Raw genomic sequence first — 15,982 nt, forward strand, 5'->3', positions numbered from 1 at the left:
AATCGTAGCGTATTTTATACTTAGCTATAGGAGCGAAAAATGAGACAAAAATTGCGTATTATGTATCTGTTTGCAATGCTCGGCCTCATGGTAGCCAACGCACAAGCGGAAACTACTGAGAAATCCGCCGGCAAATTCACCAGTCAATCTTTATATACAAAAAGAGCGACGCTACCATCAAGTACGATGGATACCCATGTCATACTGGTGCAATTTCCAAAAGGCTATAAAACACCTGTGCATACCCACGAAGGGCCAGGGCCGCGTTATGTCCTTAAAGGCAAATTGAAAGTCGAAGATAGCGGCGAAACCAAAGTTTATGGTGCGGGCGAGGTGTTTTGGGAAACGGGAGCTGCCATGACGGTGGAAAACGTTGGTACCAGTACAGCCGAGATATTGATTTTTGAACTGGCCCCCGTGAAATCCGATGGCTCAATGAAATGAGTCAGTTCGCGTAGCTCCGATTAGCAATAGCGTAATCGGAGGAGTGTTGGCTTCGAAAAGTGCGATTACGCAAGCTAATCACACCTTATATTATCCAACCGTGTTTTTCAAGGGATAATGAATCTCGAAAAACACACCTGAGGGGCGCCTCAGGTGTGGGTAACTGGATGCCGTATCGCACCTTGGAATGCTAAATCCGTCGCGTAGACCTGTGCAGCAGTTACCCGTCCTCGATCAACGATCGGACAGTATCTTCGGCCCGGATTCCGGCAGCCTGCATTCACAAGGTAGATCATTTAAGGTTTTCAATGTCCCATTTTCATCTCGGTATCGATGTCGCAAAAGCTAAGTTGGACTGTGCGTTACGCCTGCCCAACGGTAAATTTCGCACCAAAGTCGTCCCTAATTCCGCCACTGGCTTTACGCTGTGGCTTTCGTGGCTGGATGCTCAAAAAGCCCTGTCACCGCATGTCTGCATGGAAGCAACAGGTATCTACTGGGAAGAGGTGGCGCAATTCCTGGCGACAGCTGGCTTGATCGTCAGTGTCGTCAATCCAGCCCAAATCAAAGCCTATGGCGCTTCACGGTTAATGCGCAGTAAAACCGACACGGTCGATGCCAAACTGATTGCTGACTTTTGTGCCGAGCGCCAACCTGCGCCCTGGCAAGCCCGCAGTGAGGCTGAAGTCACTTTAAGAGCCCTGGTCTTACGCCTGGAAGCGCTACAAACCATGCGCACCCAGGAGAGTAATCGTCTGGAGGTCGCACGGGATGCGGTACGCCAGGATATTCAACAACATTTGCATTGGTTAGATGACGACATCAAACAACTGATCAAAGCCATTAACGACCATATCGATCATCATCCCGATCTCAAACAAAAACGGGATTTGCTCGACAGCATTCCCGGTATTGGCGAACGCACCAGCGCGATTATTTTGGCCTTCTATGCCGATCCTCACGTTTTGCTAACAGTCGGCAAGCAGCCGCTTTTGCGGGGCTCGACCCTCGGCAATATGAGTCCGGTAGTAGTGTCAAGGGCAAGCCCAGACTTTCCAAAATCGGCCATTCGTTTCTTCGTAAAGCCCTCTACATGCCGGCCATGGTGACACTTTACAAAACAGTTTGGGGAAAACAGTTTCAAACTCGTTTGGCTGCCTCCGGGAAACCTAACAAACTCATCATTGGCGCCATGATGCGTAAACTTATCCATGTGGCTTTCGGCGTTCTGAAATCAGGTCAACCGTTTGATTCCGCTCTTCATGGCTATTGACTTGAATAACAGTATCTACAATTTTGAATGACAGCTTATTTGCCTTTTCTTGTCTTTTCAAATTAATCTTAATTGGCAGCAAAGGGTCCAGGGTGTGTCAAAACTCATTACCAAACTAGCCAGATATGAAAACTACTCCACTGAGCGGTCCGAGATATGTTAATTCTCAGTAAATGGCTCCACAATATTCAGTATTTTGCTCGGTATTTGGCATGATCGCTCCACCGCCTTTTCGATTTTTGCGTTTTGACACACCCTGGGTCACATCCAGCCAATCAATGCCAGATTCAATCGAAACTAATTGTTGAAGCCATTATCCGGGCCTAATCCGCATTATCAATCTCGAAAAATATCCACTTCACGCGCGGATGAGCGGCCTTGATCAGCCTCTCCATGGCGTTGATTTCATCGACCGCATCGATCACAGCCATGTCGGGCGTCAGCTCGGCTTTGATCGTGACTATGACACTGTTGCCGTGGTTGATTAAGAAAAGCCATTACATGATTAGTCTACTAAACTCCATAGCTATGGATATAATCCTCCAATTGCGAGATCTTATTGCTATAGTCGGACATCATTTTTTTTACTATATCGCCTATGCTGATCATTCCAATTAATTTATCCTGATCCATAACGGGCAAATGACGTGCATGCATCGACGTCATTAATACCATGCACTGTTCAATAGAATCATCAGGATCAACATATATTGTATTGGCATCAATCATTTCAGAGACAGGCGCCTCCAGGCAACTTTCGTTCCTCAACACAAGCTGTTGCATATAGCCTCGTTCGGTAAAAATGCCCAAAAACTTGTTATCCTGATAAACCGCGATTGATCCGATATTATTGTCTACCATCATTTTTATTGCATCCCGGGCTGTTGTCTGACCATCGGTAGAGAGGATATTGGGATTTTCCTTGTTTTTTAATATATCTTTTACTTTAAGCCGGCTTTTGATGCTGATTACTAATGGATTAACCAGACCTTTTGAATTAGCCAGCTCTCTGCTGCAATCCATCAATGCCTTAATGAGCTTGTTGGAACTTTGAGACAGAGCCCCATCAGTTGCGATCAGCAATTTTGCATTCATCTTGTCATTGGTGTCGCCATGGGCAATTACTTCAGCCGCAATACGGTGAAATTGCTCATGAGCCATACATATCGCTTCGAATGACGACAGATGGTTGTAACGAGACCCTTCTTTGTCAATCCATTTTCCTAAATCGCAGGCATGGCTGTCTACCGCCTTCTTAATGTCCGGGGGAATACCTTCTTCAATATATTTTTTCAAAGCCGTTTTCCATTGAACGTGCATCTCAATGGCGTCATCGAATATATTCATTTCCTCCCCCTCTAAATATTGAAAATTACTGATTCAGGGATGAGCGCAGGATTCCGATTTAGCTCTGCATGCTAATAAAAGCTTAAGTTTTTATCGTTGAGTCAGCTGATAGCCGCACGCTTGTTTTATTTAATGCCCATTTTCTTGGTTGCAATCCGCTCCGGCATCATGAAATTGATGGAGTCTTCCCCGGTCAGCCCGCGCATGGCCGCCAGCGTACAGACTAGAGCATGGCCTATGCACAGATGAGCGGTTTGCACTCGGGTGCTGGAAGGCCCTTCCGGTTTGGCGCTGCTCTTGATGATGACGTCGGAATGTTCGCCAAGCGGTGTATGCCTGTTTTCGGTGATGGCTATTGTTTTCGCGCCCTTTTTGTGGGCAAGGCGCATCGCTTCATAGACAAAACCGGTCCCGCCTGACGCAGAAATGCCGATCAGCACGTCTTGGGGGTTTATGAAGCTGACGACATAGCGCGACAGCCCGCCTTCCTCTTCGGCGGTGCCCTTGGCAAACGAGACGGGATTAGCCTGGCTCAGGTTATTGGTCACCGGCAGACAGGTAACGCCTGTCTCATAAAACTGGCCGGCGATTTCTTCAGCCACCAGCGCGGATGCACCGGCCCCTGTCACCACAACCTTGCCGCCGTTGTCGATACAGTTGGCAAGCAGTTCGAGCGCGCCAAGAAAACCGGCTTTTGCGGAGCGGATAGACGAAAGAACGCCTTCAGCTTCCTGGCGCAGTGCATGTTCGAACATCTGGTTCGGCTCATCCAGTCCGGTGAAGTCGTAACCGACCATGAAGGGTCGGTTGACATCAATAAGCTGGCCGACCGAGTCGATAAGAACCCGATTTTCCCATTCATATTCCTCAAACTCCAGAGTCGTCCCGGGCATATTGGAAATTTTAAGCTGTTTGCCGGTCAAATGGGCGATCAGGCTGGTTTTTCCGGTGTTGAATATGCCCAGGACCGATATTCTTGAGTTTTCCGGAAAGAGGTTTTTGATCAGCTCTTTTAAACCTTGCGTATTCTGATTCGTCAGCAGTGACATCGGCAATACGCTGCAAGTCAGCTCCTTTTCCAGTTCGGCCAGTTCTTCGGCATTGACCAGGTCGATTTTGTTGCCTATGACGACATGAGGCAGACCGTTTTGATGAATGGCTTCAAGAAAAATTTTAGTGGTGGGAATTTGCGGATCGAAAGCATTGATCATCAGGATAGCCCCCGATGCGTTGAGGCTTTCAAACGAAGTTATCATTTTCTTGGATACGCGTGTGCTCATATGAATTATCCGTCTGAATAATAGGATTAAAGTTCGGGTTTAACCTCTGCCATGATGATTGACGACGTGCCAAATTTGATTATTGCCAATATTGGAATTGGCATCAAAAATCACTGCGGCCTTCCATACTCATAAACGCTGTCAATTACGAAATGAGATTGAAGGTGATGCGACTCTCACCGCAAAAATAATTTGTGATCAATTTGACAGCGCTTTTGAAAAAAGTTTTCTACTTTTTCTCACCCCGGCAGTGATTGTTCTCGCCTTTCAATGGAGCCGGTTTGAGAAAAGCCTTTAGAAAAATTCTTCGTTGCATACGAAAGGATGCGAATGGGAAATAGAGCGAGTTATGGCGGCGATTGAAGGAAAATAAAGCTTTCATGTTGTTTTCTAAAAGTACTAAGTCAATGGATGCCGATGGATGGTTGTTAACCTATAACAATATCCGTGCCAACTTTGAAATTATGAAAAGCCTCCGTTATATCAGTGGCTTGACTGGATTTATTCATGAAGTGATTCGAGAGATGCTTGTGGGCATGAGACAGATCAGTGTCTCGCATCTGTCTCATGAGACGGTCTTGAGACACTATTAGGCATTACGGGATTATGCGCTGAACATGACTGCTTCATCAGCGGGAGATGAAGCGCGGCTAATTCCGTCTTATTGATAGCGTCGCGTTTTTCTCAATAATTTAACGGAACCTGTGTACCGTCTCATTAGCTCTTAACTCGTATGTTAATGATTGTTTCTTTGCGGAAAGAAAGTTCAGATCGATCAAAACAGATCAGGCGGTTTCTGCAGCATGCACCGGCAAAAATCATGTTCGTTAGGCATTGGCGAGGTCGATTATGTACAAACAGACAAACAATTTTAAGTTATTCGGCACTGACGGCATTCGCGGCGTGGCCAATCAATATCCAATGCAGCCCCATATCATCGTGGAACTCGGCAAGGCGATGGGGACCATCTTGAGCCAGCAAGCGCCGCCTCATACTGTTCCTAAAGTGGTCATCGGCCGGGACACCCGCCTGTCCGGCGCCATGATCGAAATGGCTCTGACCGCAGGCCTGCTTGCCACCGGGGTTGAAGTGCTATTGATCGGAGTATTGCCGACGCCGGGCATCAGCTTTATCACCCGCAATATGCGCGCATCCGCCGGCGTTGTGATTTCAGCCAGCCACAATCCCTTCTACGATAACGGCATTAAAATCTTTGGCTCCAACGGTTTTAAAATCTCCGACGAGACAGAAGCCGAAATAGAACGGATGGTCAAGGAAGAGAATTTGCGGCCTTATCTTGTGCAGCGGGAGCGTATCGGCAAAAGCAGTCGCATCGAGGATACCAACGGGCGCTATATAGTCTATGTGAAAAGGACTTTTCCTCTGGAGTACAAGCTCGATGGCGTGCGCATCGTACTCGACACGGCCAACGGCGCCGCCTATAAAGTCGCGCCCGCCATATTTTCCGAGCTCGGGGCGGAAGTTATCCAGATAGACAATACCCCTGACGGAACCAATATCAACGCGGAGTGCGGCGCCTTGTTTCCGCATGTGATCTCCGATGCTGTACGGACCTATCGTGCGGATGTGGGCATAAGCCTGGACGGCGACGCCGACCGGCTCCTCATGGTCGATGAAAACGGCGATGTGGTAAATGGCGATCATCTCCTGGGCATATCCGCCTTTCATATGAAAAAGAAAGGCCGATTGCGCAATAATACGCTGGTCGTCACGCACATGAGCAATTACGGCCTTGAAAAGAAAATGCTGGAAAACGATATCAATGTCGTCAGGGTGGACGTCGGCGACAGAGTCGTGGTCGAAGAAATGCGCCGGCTGAACGCCAACCTGGGCGGCGAGCAGTCCGGTCATATCATTCATCTGGACCATACGACCACCGGCGATGGCTGCATCGCCGCCCTTTGCACACTGGGGCTCATGATAGAAACCGGCCAGAAGATGAGCGAACTCAATCGGCTGGTGGAGGATGTTCCCCAGAAGCAGATCAATGTCAGAGTCGGAAATAAAACCGGCTTTGATCAAATCAAGGGCTATCCGGAGCTGATTCAGCGGATTGAAAGCGAGCTGAGCGGACAAGGACGCGTCCTTGTCCGGTATTCCGGAACCGAGCCACTGGTCCGTATTCTGGTTGAAGGCAATGATCAATATCAAATTGATCAGTTTGCCGAAGAAATAGCCGACCTGCTGCGGAAAGAGCTGTGCTGATTTTGCCTGTTCCGATTATCGGCGGCTGACAGGCCGCGCTAAATTGCGCTGTGCATGGAAATACCCGAAAAGCTGTCGGGCATCGTCCCCCGCATCGGGCGTCATATAGTCAGGAATGCTGAACGCCCACAATTCAGGTGAATAAAGCGAGGCGATTTTCATCTGTTTCAAAATTCGTTCCAGCGGAGCCGGAACCGCCTTGAAGGGCTGGTTATTAATTGGCGTGCCGGCAATCTGCTGAAACACTTCGACAATCACATCGAATTTTCTATGGGCGAACTCCGCAGCCCAGTGAACCGCATCCACGTAGGCCGGCAGTTGCTCCAGCGTCAATTTGTTAACGCCTACGCCATCCTGAAAAAGCACGATATCGACGGGGGCTCGGGTCAGTATTTCATACCAGAATTCCGTCAACCGCTCAGGCGAAAGTGCCGCATTGGAAAAGCCCGACAGGACGACCTTCTTGTCCGGCGTCAATTGGTGCAACTGGCTGGACAGAGATTGCAAATAATTGACCAGCAGTTCACGTTTCTCTTTTGTATTCCAGTTAACGTCATCAATTTCGTCGGTTAAGTACCAACCGGAAAAAGAGCGGTGACTTTGTAGAAAAGGAGCCGATATTCTGGCAAGTTGCACATTCTTTTCATTCAGATTTTGCAGGTAGGTTTTAACCGACTGCGCATCCAGGCCGATTCTTTTCCAGTATCCGGCATCATAATTCAGTCCCACATAAAGCTTTATTTTGTATTGATCGGCCAACTCGAGAATTGTTTTCAGTTCAGGCCGAATGGCGGGCAAGCCCGGCCCATACGGAAAAGTGGAATTTTGATCATTAAAGGCGGACCACTGAATGATCAGTTTTTTAACGCCCAGTGTTCTGAAATAGCAAAACAGCCTTGCCCATTGGGTCAGCGTCCATTGAGAACGGGATTCCACAAGCTGCAGGAAAGTGCCTGAAAAATGCAAGGGTTTGGCATGGGGCGGGGCCGGGTGGCGTTGTCGCTCGTTCGCCCAATCGCATGCACTTGCGAGAAAAATCATTATGAAAATTGCGGTGATTCTGTAAAACCTGCGCACCATACGTATCCTCAGTCATCAGTATCTTAAGACGCCGGTTAAGATAAACCCCCCATCGATGTTTGAAAGCCCCGTCTTATACTGGGCCAGCAATTCAATGCTTGAGCGGGCCGACGTATAACGCGACTCGTTGAAGAAATAACGGAAAGAAAATCCGCCGCCGCCTTCAAGATAAGAAATGTTGGCGTCATCATGATCCTGAGTTCTTCCGTCCAGCACCAGATGCGGCGTAACCAGCAACGCATCGTAAAAATTGAAGCTGTAACCCTGGCGCATTTCGCCATAAAAAGCCACTATGCCGGGATCGTTGACGAAATAACCGAGATCGGCATAGACCGTTGAATAATTCCATGACGACTGCCCCGGCTTCATCTCATCGCCATTGTTCCATCCGTAGGAAGCGCGCAGCAGCCAGTCATTGACCGCATCGCCTCCCACTTTGAACAGGTGCTCGGCGGAGACATAAAAGTCCAGCTTGCGGAACGGCTTGTAGCGCAGGCCGACGCCGCCCTGAACCGAGTCGGAATCCACGTTCAAGCCGCCGGGCGGCGCATTCCACAAAAAGCGGGTGAACACCTGGAATATTCTTTCATTCCTCAAGCCAATGACCGGCGGCTGAAAGGCCAGTTCCACGCCGCCCTGGGAAGGAATGACGCCGCCCAGAATGCCGCCTTGGGTCGTGTTGCGGAAATCGCCTTTACTGTCCGGGATACGCAAGGTCTGGTATGCCGTAAAATCAAAGTAATTGGTCAGTTTCTCCACTTCCCGGCGCAAACGGTAATTTTCAATTTCTTGTTCAGTGAGGGTTTTCGTTGAATCCGGATACTGCGCGGAAACATCGATCGCCTGCCTGAACCAATGCGCGGCCTTTTCATTGTCGGGTATGCGCGAGTTGAAATAGCCCAGGTTCTTGAGCAAATCGACCCGCTTGGGTTCTTCAGCGGCGACCTGTTCAAGCAGCCTGCTCGCCTCGGCCGGTTTGCCGGCATTGGCATACGCATAAGCCAGCGTTTCCTTAAAGGCCGGATTCGACGGTTCCAGCGCTGCGGCCTGCCGGAGTTCTGCCAGCGCCGCATCCGGCTGATTGGCTTTCTGGTAAAGCAATCCCAGCTGATAATGACGGCCCGGCGTTTTTTCAAGATCCAAGGCGCGTTTTTGCGCCCCGATGGCGTCATTAAGCGCTTGGTCCGCTTCATACAGCAAGGCTAGATCGTCCCAGCGCTGCGCTTTGACCGCGTCATCGGGCAACGATTTTTCATCGATGCCTTGCAGCACGGCCTTGGCTTCCGCATTGCGGTTCAACAGCCTGAGCCCGTGCGCATAGCTGACTGAAATCAAAAGGTCCGGGGTCACCGACAGCGACTCCCGCCAGACCCTGACCGCCTTATCGTAATCGTTCTGTTCGGCGTAGAGATAGCCCAGTTCATCCAGCAACGCTTTGCTGTCTTTCTTATCCAGCTGCTGCCTGAAAAGCCGGGCTTCCTCAAGATGCGCTATCGCTTCCTTGGGCCTGTTCAGCTTGCGGTAAATCTGGCCCATGATCAGCAGCGTGGCAGGGTCCCGGTTGTGTTCCAGCGCTTCGGAAAACTGTTCGAGCGCTTCCTGCCAGCGCTGCTGCCTGAATAATATATAACCCAGATTCACATGCGCGTCTTCATAGTCCCTGCCGGTTACAATGGCTTTATCCAGATAGTCGGCCGCGACGTCGTTCTGCCCTAACTGAGTGTAAACAAAGGACAGGCTCTCATAAATTTTAGCCCTATCGCGTGCAGCGAGTTTATGGCCGGCGAGCAGCTGCCGGTAGTTTTGTTCCGCCGCCTGCCAACGGCCGAGCTTTACATTCAGATTGGCCAGGCTTTTCAAGCCGCGCGCCGTGGGGCTGATCGCGACGGCTTTCTGAAAGTAGCCCAACGCCTTTTCGGGTTCGCCGGTCTTGACGGCCGTTTCGCCTAATGTGTACAGCAAGGCCGGATCATTCTGCGTGAGCGCGGCGGCGCGCTCCAGAGCGGAACGAGCTTCAGGATATTGGCCCTGCTCATAATGGATCATGCCCATCTGCGCCAGCACCGAGGCTTTTTGCGGCTCATCCAGCCCGAGCTTTAAAGCGCTTTCATAGTGCGCCAGCGCCTGCCGGTTGTCGTGACCAGACCGATAAAGATTGGCCAGCTTCAGGTGAACTTGCGCCGTCGGGATGATTTTCAGCAGACGCCGGTAAGTCTCAAGCGCGGCGGCCGTGTCCTTTTCCGCTTCCTGCAGCGCCGCCAGCGCCTCGAGGCTGCGCCGGTCCCCGCCGATGGCGGCCGCTTGCCGGAAAGCGTCCGCCGACTCTTTCTGGCGGTTCAACTGTTGATAACAGTAACCCAGTGACATCAGCGTCCGGCGCCGGTCATCGGGTTCCTTGATGGTTTCGGACAGCCTGGCGTATTCGGCGCAAGCCTCATCGAACTGGCGGGTTTCATTGAGCAGATTGGCCAGAAATTCCCTGTCCCGGCTGTTGTCCTCTCTGGCCAGCGCATTTTTAATCCATTTGATGGCGTTGTTCCGGTCTTTTAGATTGTACGCCGCATAAGCCAGACCGCGCATCGCCTTCAGGTCATTCGGGGCCAGTTGCAGAATCCGTTCATTGGTGCGTTTGGCTTCCGTCCAGTTGTTCAGTTTGGCGTACGTTTCGGCCAGCGCACGAAGTCCCCTGAGCCGGTCGGCATCGAGGCGCGCCAGCTTCACTGCGGATTGATAGGCTGAAACGGCATCGGTCGTGCGGGAAAGCTCTTCCAGCACCACGCCTTTCCGGTAATAGGCGGCAAAGCCGGGGGACACCTCGGCCAGTTTTTCCAGCAGGTCATGCGCCTGTTGGTACTGCTTGTGTTGAATGCTGATATCGATTCTGGAATTGAGCGCGAAGCGCCAGTCGCCGGCCTGGGCATCGGGATTGGCCAGTACGGCGTCAAAATCCCTGTTGGCGCCCTGGTAATCGCCCAGCGCCTGTTTGGCAAGGCCCCGGTATGACCAGGCCGGAATGAGTTCCGGGTGGCTCTTGATAATGATGTCCATCTGTTCGATGACTTGCGGAAATTTTCGGTTCTTGTACAAGAACATGCCATAGGCCATGCGCGCCTTGACATCCAGGGGATCGATGCTGAGATAGCGTTCGAATTCGGCAACGGCTTCTTCGGTTTTGCCGGCCGCGGCCAGCCTTTCCGCTTTATCCAGATGCGGAAAACCGCTGAATTCCCGCATTTCCTTCTGGATAAAATTCTCATTCCGCTCTATCCGGATTTTGTCGAGATAACGATTGACATCGGCTTCGGGGGGCGGTTTTGCGGCAAAGGTCATCCCGGAAAAAAGGCAATACCCCAGGCCTAAAAGCGCTCGTCGGTACAGTTGAAATAAACTGCTCGAATCCTTGTCTGCCATGGTCGGTTTATCTCTTCTTATTGTTATATGAAAATGCACGGGACATGCCGCATTCTGATGAAGCGCTTTGCCGGTTAATCCCCTCGGGAAACGCAGCAAAAGACTCTACAATAAATCATCAGCCGCCAATTGTTGTGCGCCTTGTTTCTGAGGTTTTTTGACTATCAGGTCTTGCGGGTTGACCAGTGAGTTAGCGTTATAGTGCGAAGCTAGTACGGTAATGCTATCACCCTTTTTTTGCAAGTTTGCAAAAAAGGGTGTTCTGAATTTCCCGGCGGGTGCCGATATCAATGCCGTCAGCTGTATTTAGCTCCTGTAAGGGCGAATGAATTCGCCCTTACACAAGGCCGATTTCATCAACAAACCGGAAAGTTATTTTTAACCGAATCCTTAATTAGTGAGAAATGTCATCAATTTCAGGATAAACGTGTGCCGTTTTATCCCAGGCTATGGTTTTGCCGGTACGCAAATACTTCAGATATTGAAAAATCGCCCGCATGGTTGCGAGAAAATTAATGAAATTCCCCCAGATCATGCGAGGAAAAGACAGAATCGCCTGACCGAATCCATAAAGTCGACCCGTAAAGTAGGCCCTTACCACAATCCGTATCACAAACAGAACGGCATTGACCAGCAGCACATACCATACCCAGGAGCCGGGAACGACCAGCGGCGGATAACGATAGGCCTCCGGATCGATCAGGCTGTTGATCCAGATAGGCACGACTACCAGCACAATCACATAGCCAAGCATATTGACCAGATTAGCCAGCAGGGCTTTCCGGTCCCGGTAGAGCATGTACTTGGTCGCCAGGTCGCCTTCCCAGCCGAGGTTCTTCCAGCCCTGTAGGCAGATGCCCAGCACCCAGCGGGATTTTTGCCGGACAGAAGCCCAGAAACGGTCGGGGAAATATTCGCGGATACAGACCAGCTCCGGCACCTGAACTTCTTTGGGGCTGCGTGTCCAGAAACTGCGCCGGATCTCCGTGCGGGTCGTGAAAAATTTGGCGAATATTTGCTTCAGCCCGTATTTTCGCAGCCGCAGCCCGAAGTCGTAATCTTCCGTCAGGGAATTGACGCTGAAGATTTCATTGTTATTGTATCGGGCAACCGTTTCCAGCGCCCGGTGACTGAACGCGCAGCCCACGCCCGCGGCAGGCAGCGAATGGCTGATCGACTCGCGGACGATAAGATCCTTTTGATGCAGCTGCGCAAACTCATCCAGGTAATGACCGCCGGTCAATTGCCAGGGTTTTCTCGGCAGCGAAAGCACGGGCAGCTGGACCATGTCGAATTGGGGAAACATGTAATTGACCAGCTTGTAGCAGAGCGGATGGATGACATCCTCTGAATCCTGCATGATGAACGCCACAAACCGAATGCCCTCTTTTTTTTCGAGCCGGCGGATCTCCTGGCATATCCAGTTCAGGCAGTCGGCCTTGTTGGTGGGACCATCGCTGCCGCAGGTCGCAATGTGCACGTTGGCGTATTGTTCCATGACGCGCTCGACTTCCTTGCGTGTCGCGGGATCATTGGGGTAAACGCCGACGAAGATATGGTAGTTTTTGTAATTCAGCGTCCGCAAGGTGTTGATCAGCATCGGCCTGATCACCGCCGACTCGTCCCAGGCCGGCAGCATGATCGCGAGCGGCTGCTCGGGGATCGACAGCAACTGCTCCGTGGTCAACGGATTATACGAGGGTATGAAAAAACGGCGATACAGGCTCCTGAGCACGTACCAGATGTCGATAAACAGGTCATCCAGACCGCTGATTAAAAAGACGGTACTGGCAAAAGCCAGCAAGCCCTTCATCAGCACCAGCAGGTACGCAACCCATTCGTTCAGGTCCAGCGGGGTCATATTCGGCTTCCTCCCTGTTTTTCAGATCAAAGGTCTGCCCGCATGTAATCTCTTGGGTATATAGCGGGGCTTGAATTGCGCGTCCTCGGAGAGCAGCGCCGGTTTTTTCCGGGCCCAGTTCACGACCGCTTTCGCAATGCGCTCGGAAGCATGGCCGTCGCCGTATGGATTGGCGCCGGTGCTCATAGCCTGATAGGCCTCTTTATCCGTCAGCAGCCGGCTGACTTCGGAAACAATGTTTTCCCGGGCATTGCCGATGACCCTGGACAGCCCCGCTTCGAAGGCTTCGGGGCGCTCGGTGACGCGGCGGATCACCAGCAGCGGTTTATGGAGGCTGGGCGCTTCTTCCTGAACGCCGCCGGAGTCGGTCAAAATGACATAGGACCGCTGCATCAGGTTAATGAAATTCAGATAATCCAATGGGTCCAGCAGATGCACGCGCGGCACATTCGCCAGCAGCTCGTAGACCGTGCCGCGCACGTTCGGATTCAGATGCACCGGGTAAACCACCAACAGATCAGGAAAACGGCCGACCAGATCCTTGATCGCCTCGCAGGTATGGGCCAGGTCCTCGCCCAGCGACTCGCGTCGGTGCGAAGTAACCAGCAGCACGCGGTGGCCTTCGAAGGGAATGTCTTTCAGCGGCGAGTCGGCCAATGAGTAAGGGCGGTTGAGCAGCGAGTAGAGCGCATCGATGACGGTATTGCCGGTGACGACGGCCTGTTCCAGGCGCATGCCTTCCTGCAGGAGATTGTTGCGCGCCAGCAGCGTCGGCGGAAAGTACAAGTCGGTCACTGTGCTGGTCAGCCGCCTGTTCAGTTCCTCGGGAAAAGGATTGTAGAGATCATGGCTGCGCAGGCCGGCTTCCACATGGCCGACGCGAATCCTGAAGTAAAAGGCCGCCAACGCCGCCGCGAACACCGTGGTCGTATCGCCCTGCACCAGCAGGAGATCCGGTTTTATCTCGGCAAACACCTTGCGGCTGTCGACCAGCACGCGGGCGGTCAGGTCGGCCAGCGTCTGATCGGGCTGCATGATATGCATGTCCACGTCAGGCGTGATATGAAAAAGCGACAGGACCTGATCCAGCATTTGCCGATGCTGTCCCGTGGAAATCACCAGGGTTTCCAGTGCGCCGGAGCGCTTCTTCAAGGCATGGACGACCGGCGACATTTTGATGGCTTCGGGTCGGGTGCCCATGATGACGGCTATGCGTTTTTTATGAGGAATCATGCCATCCCCCTTCATTATTTCAACGAATGCTCGAATTTTCTGTATTTCAATTCGAGCAACGACGTCGGCAAAAGTTGCAACTCAGCCTCTGATTCAGCAACGCCTGTTCATTGGATCGGTCAGACGGCGCTTGTTATTTTAAGCAACGCCATCACCGAAATAACGGCTACGAATCTGCAGGCATGCCATGATGTACGCACCGAAGGCGCTGAAACAGACGATTGCTGCTATGGTGGATGAATAGCATTGACGCCCTTCCGGAATCCATGCCGGGGCGATCCGGCGTTTAATCCGTGTTATCGATCTCGAAAAATATCCATTTCACGCGCGGATGAGCGGCCTTGATCAGCCTCTCCATGGTGTTGATTGCATCAACCGCATCGATGACGGCCATGTCGGGCGTCAGCTCGGCCTTAATCGTGACCATGACGCTGTTGCCGTGGTTGATCGCCCACAGGTTCAGGACCTGCCGCACGCAGGGCTGGCTTTCCAGATAGTGTTCGATGCTGTCGCGGATGCCTTCGGCGCTCTCGCCCAGAATCAGCGAGTGCACTTCCCGGCCGACGACTGCCGCGACGCCGATCAATAACAGGCCGATCAGCATGGAGCCTATGGCATCGAACGCGGTATTGCCGGTAATCATCGTCAGGCCCAGCATGACCATCGCAATGACGAGCCCTACCAACGCCGCCATATCCTCGCCGGTCACGACCATCAGTTCGCTGGAGGATGTCTCCTGAAACCACTGCCACAGCGTGCGCTCGCCTTTTTCTTCTTCCAGGGCCGCCAGCGCGCCTTTCAAGGAAAAAAATTCCAAGCCGGCCGCAACCAGCAGGATAAGAAACGCGACACCGGCATTTTCGACTTCGTGCGGATTCGTATAGCGCAGCCAGCCTTCATAGACAGAAAACACGCCGCCGACCGAGAATAAGGTAATCGCGACCATCATCGACCAGATATAGGCTTCGCGCTCGTATCCCATGGGATGGCGCCGGGTTGCCTGTTTTTTCGACCGCCGCATGCCGATCAGCAGCAGTACCTGATTGCCGGAATCGGCCAGTGAATGAATCGCCTCGGCCATCAGCGAGCCCGATCCTGTCCAGAAAGCCGCTGCCGTCTTGGCTATCGTGATACCGAGATTGGCTGCCAATGCATACAAAATGGCGGTGATTGAATTGGAGTGTGACATGAATGTTGCCGGCCGGGTTGGGTTACAAATACAGGGTCGTAGAGCCGCCGATGCTTCTCGGCGCTTAATGGATCAACAAGTATAGGACGGATCGTAGCAAATGAAACTGACAGGCCGCAAATAGTAAGGCAACCGTATTGGCTCTGGCCTTAATGTCCAGGACATGCCGGCAGACTCTTTAACCGATGGCGTGGATCAGCCAGGCAAGCAGTTTGACCGTCAGCCAGATGACGAGCCCGATGACAACAATGATGGATATCGCTATGAGCGCGATTGAAACGGTATCTCTTTCGACGGCCGCCCGCGGGGACTGATAGTAATTGCTCAGCAATTGAACGTTTTTCTGATTGGCTTTAAACGTAATATCGAAAATGTCGCCGACGACCGGAATTGCGCCCAGGATCGCGTCAAACACGGCATTGACGCCCATGCGCATCAGCACGACCCGAGGGACGCCCATTCTGGCGGCTTGCCAGATGATATAAGTGGATAAAATTCCGCCCGTCGTATCGCCAATGCCGGGAATCAAGCCGATCAGGCTGTCGAGCCCCATTTTAAAGGAGGTGCCCGGGATGCGGAATGAATTGTCCAGCAGTCTGGCCAGGTTTTCCAGTTTCTTCAGTTGGTCCATTTGTTTA

General features: G+C 51.9%; 10 protein-coding genes and 1 pseudogene. 3 read left to right on the forward strand and 8 right to left on the reverse strand.

What is annotated here, in order from left to right; all coding sequences use genetic code 11:
• Window positions 1-39: 39 nt before the first annotated feature.
• Window positions 40-444: a cupin domain-containing protein gene (locus tag METLU_RS0114405; RefSeq protein ID WP_027158831.1), complete on the forward strand. Its 405-nt coding sequence runs from the start codon at window positions 40-42 to the stop codon at window positions 442-444.
• 308 nt (window positions 445-752) lie between these two features.
• Window positions 753-1,717, forward strand: a pseudogene (locus METLU_RS0114410) (IS110 family RNA-guided transposase).
• 513 nt (window positions 1,718-2,230) lie between these two features.
• On the opposite strand, the gene METLU_RS26795 reads toward METLU_RS0114410, so the two are convergent.
• Both METLU_RS26795 and METLU_RS0114430 read right to left on the reverse strand, forming a co-directional pair.
• Window positions 2,231-3,064, reverse strand: coding sequence for a CBS domain-containing protein (locus tag METLU_RS26795; protein WP_051299919.1), 834 nt, complete (start codon window positions 3,062-3,064; stop codon window positions 2,231-2,233).
• A 125-nt stretch (window positions 3,065-3,189) separates the two neighbouring features.
• Complete coding sequence (locus METLU_RS0114430; RefSeq protein WP_027158835.1) at window positions 3,190-4,344, reverse strand: SIS domain-containing protein; 1,155 nt, start codon at window positions 4,342-4,344, stop codon at window positions 3,190-3,192.
• A gap of 849 nt (window positions 4,345-5,193) precedes the next feature.
• Between METLU_RS0114430 and glmM the strand changes: the two genes are divergently transcribed.
• Window positions 5,194-6,570, forward strand: coding sequence for a phosphoglucosamine mutase (glmM, locus tag METLU_RS0114440; RefSeq protein ID WP_027158837.1), 1,377 nt, complete (start codon window positions 5,194-5,196; stop codon window positions 6,568-6,570).
• Window positions 6,571-6,585: 15 nt separating this feature from the next.
• Here glmM and METLU_RS0114445 read toward each other — a convergent pair whose 3' ends face one another.
• The 6 genes from METLU_RS0114445 to METLU_RS0114480 form a co-directional block, all read right to left on the reverse strand.
• On the reverse strand, window positions 6,586-7,611 hold the full coding sequence (locus METLU_RS0114445; RefSeq protein ID WP_196806543.1) for a DUF4434 domain-containing protein: 1,026 nt from the start codon (window positions 7,609-7,611) through the stop codon (window positions 6,586-6,588).
• Window positions 7,612-7,665: 54 nt separating this feature from the next.
• Window positions 7,666-11,061 carry a tetratricopeptide repeat protein gene (locus METLU_RS0114450; protein WP_027158839.1) on the reverse strand — a complete coding sequence of 1,132 codons (3,396 nt, stop codon included), beginning with the start codon at window positions 11,059-11,061 and terminating at the stop codon, window positions 7,666-7,668.
• Between the two features lie 394 nt (window positions 11,062-11,455).
• Window positions 11,456-12,922 carry a glycosyl transferase family protein gene (locus METLU_RS25420; RefSeq protein WP_036243815.1) on the reverse strand — a complete coding sequence of 489 codons (1,467 nt, stop codon included), beginning with the start codon at window positions 12,920-12,922 and terminating at the stop codon, window positions 11,456-11,458.
• 21 nt (window positions 12,923-12,943) lie between these two features.
• Entirely contained in the window at window positions 12,944-14,155 is a 1,212-nt protein-coding gene (wecB, locus tag METLU_RS0114465; protein ID WP_027158841.1) for a non-hydrolyzing UDP-N-acetylglucosamine 2-epimerase, read from the reverse strand.
• Window positions 14,156-14,441: 286 nt separating this feature from the next.
• Window positions 14,442-15,344: a cation diffusion facilitator family transporter gene (locus tag METLU_RS0114475; protein ID WP_027158843.1), complete on the reverse strand. Its 903-nt coding sequence runs from the start codon at window positions 15,342-15,344 to the stop codon at window positions 14,442-14,444.
• A 178-nt stretch (window positions 15,345-15,522) separates the two neighbouring features.
• Window positions 15,523-15,975 (reverse strand): DUF4112 domain-containing protein, encoded by a 453-nt coding sequence (locus tag METLU_RS0114480; RefSeq protein WP_027158844.1) that lies wholly within the window; start codon window positions 15,973-15,975, stop codon window positions 15,523-15,525.
• Window positions 15,976-15,982 lie beyond the last annotated feature (7 nt).

This window comes from Methylobacter luteus IMV-B-3098, from assembly GCF_000427625.1.
GTDB lineage: Bacteria > Pseudomonadota > Gammaproteobacteria > Methylococcales > Methylomonadaceae > Methylobacter > Methylobacter luteus.

Excerpts from the sequence above, each read along its gene's own strand:
- METLU_RS0114450 (WP_027158839.1), bottom strand. The coding sequence starts at position 11,061 with ATGGCAGACAAGGATTCGAGCAGTTTATTTCAACTGTACCGACGAGCG.
- glmM (WP_027158837.1), top strand. The coding sequence starts at position 5,194 with ATGTACAAACAGACAAACAATTTTAAGTTATTCGGCACTGACGGCATT.
- wecB (WP_027158841.1), bottom strand. The coding sequence starts at position 14,155 with ATGATTCCTCATAAAAAACGCATAGCCGTCATCATGGGCACCCGACCC.
- METLU_RS0114445 (WP_196806543.1), bottom strand. The coding sequence starts at position 7,611 with ATGATTTTTCTCGCAAGTGCATGCGATTGGGCGAACGAGCGACAACGC.
- METLU_RS0114430 (WP_027158835.1), bottom strand. The coding sequence starts at position 4,344 with ATGAGCACACGCGTATCCAAGAAAATGATAACTTCGTTTGAAAGCCTC.
- METLU_RS0114405 (WP_027158831.1), top strand. The coding sequence starts at position 40 with ATGAGACAAAAATTGCGTATTATGTATCTGTTTGCAATGCTCGGCCTC.
- METLU_RS0114480 (WP_027158844.1), bottom strand. The coding sequence starts at position 15,975 with ATGGACCAACTGAAGAAACTGGAAAACCTGGCCAGACTGCTGGACAAT.
- METLU_RS26795 (WP_051299919.1), bottom strand. The coding sequence starts at position 3,064 with ATGAATATATTCGATGACGCCATTGAGATGCACGTTCAATGGAAAACG.
- METLU_RS25420 (WP_036243815.1), bottom strand. The coding sequence starts at position 12,922 with ATGACCCCGCTGGACCTGAACGAATGGGTTGCGTACCTGCTGGTGCTG.
- METLU_RS0114475 (WP_027158843.1), bottom strand. The coding sequence starts at position 15,344 with ATGTCACACTCCAATTCAATCACCGCCATTTTGTATGCATTGGCAGCC.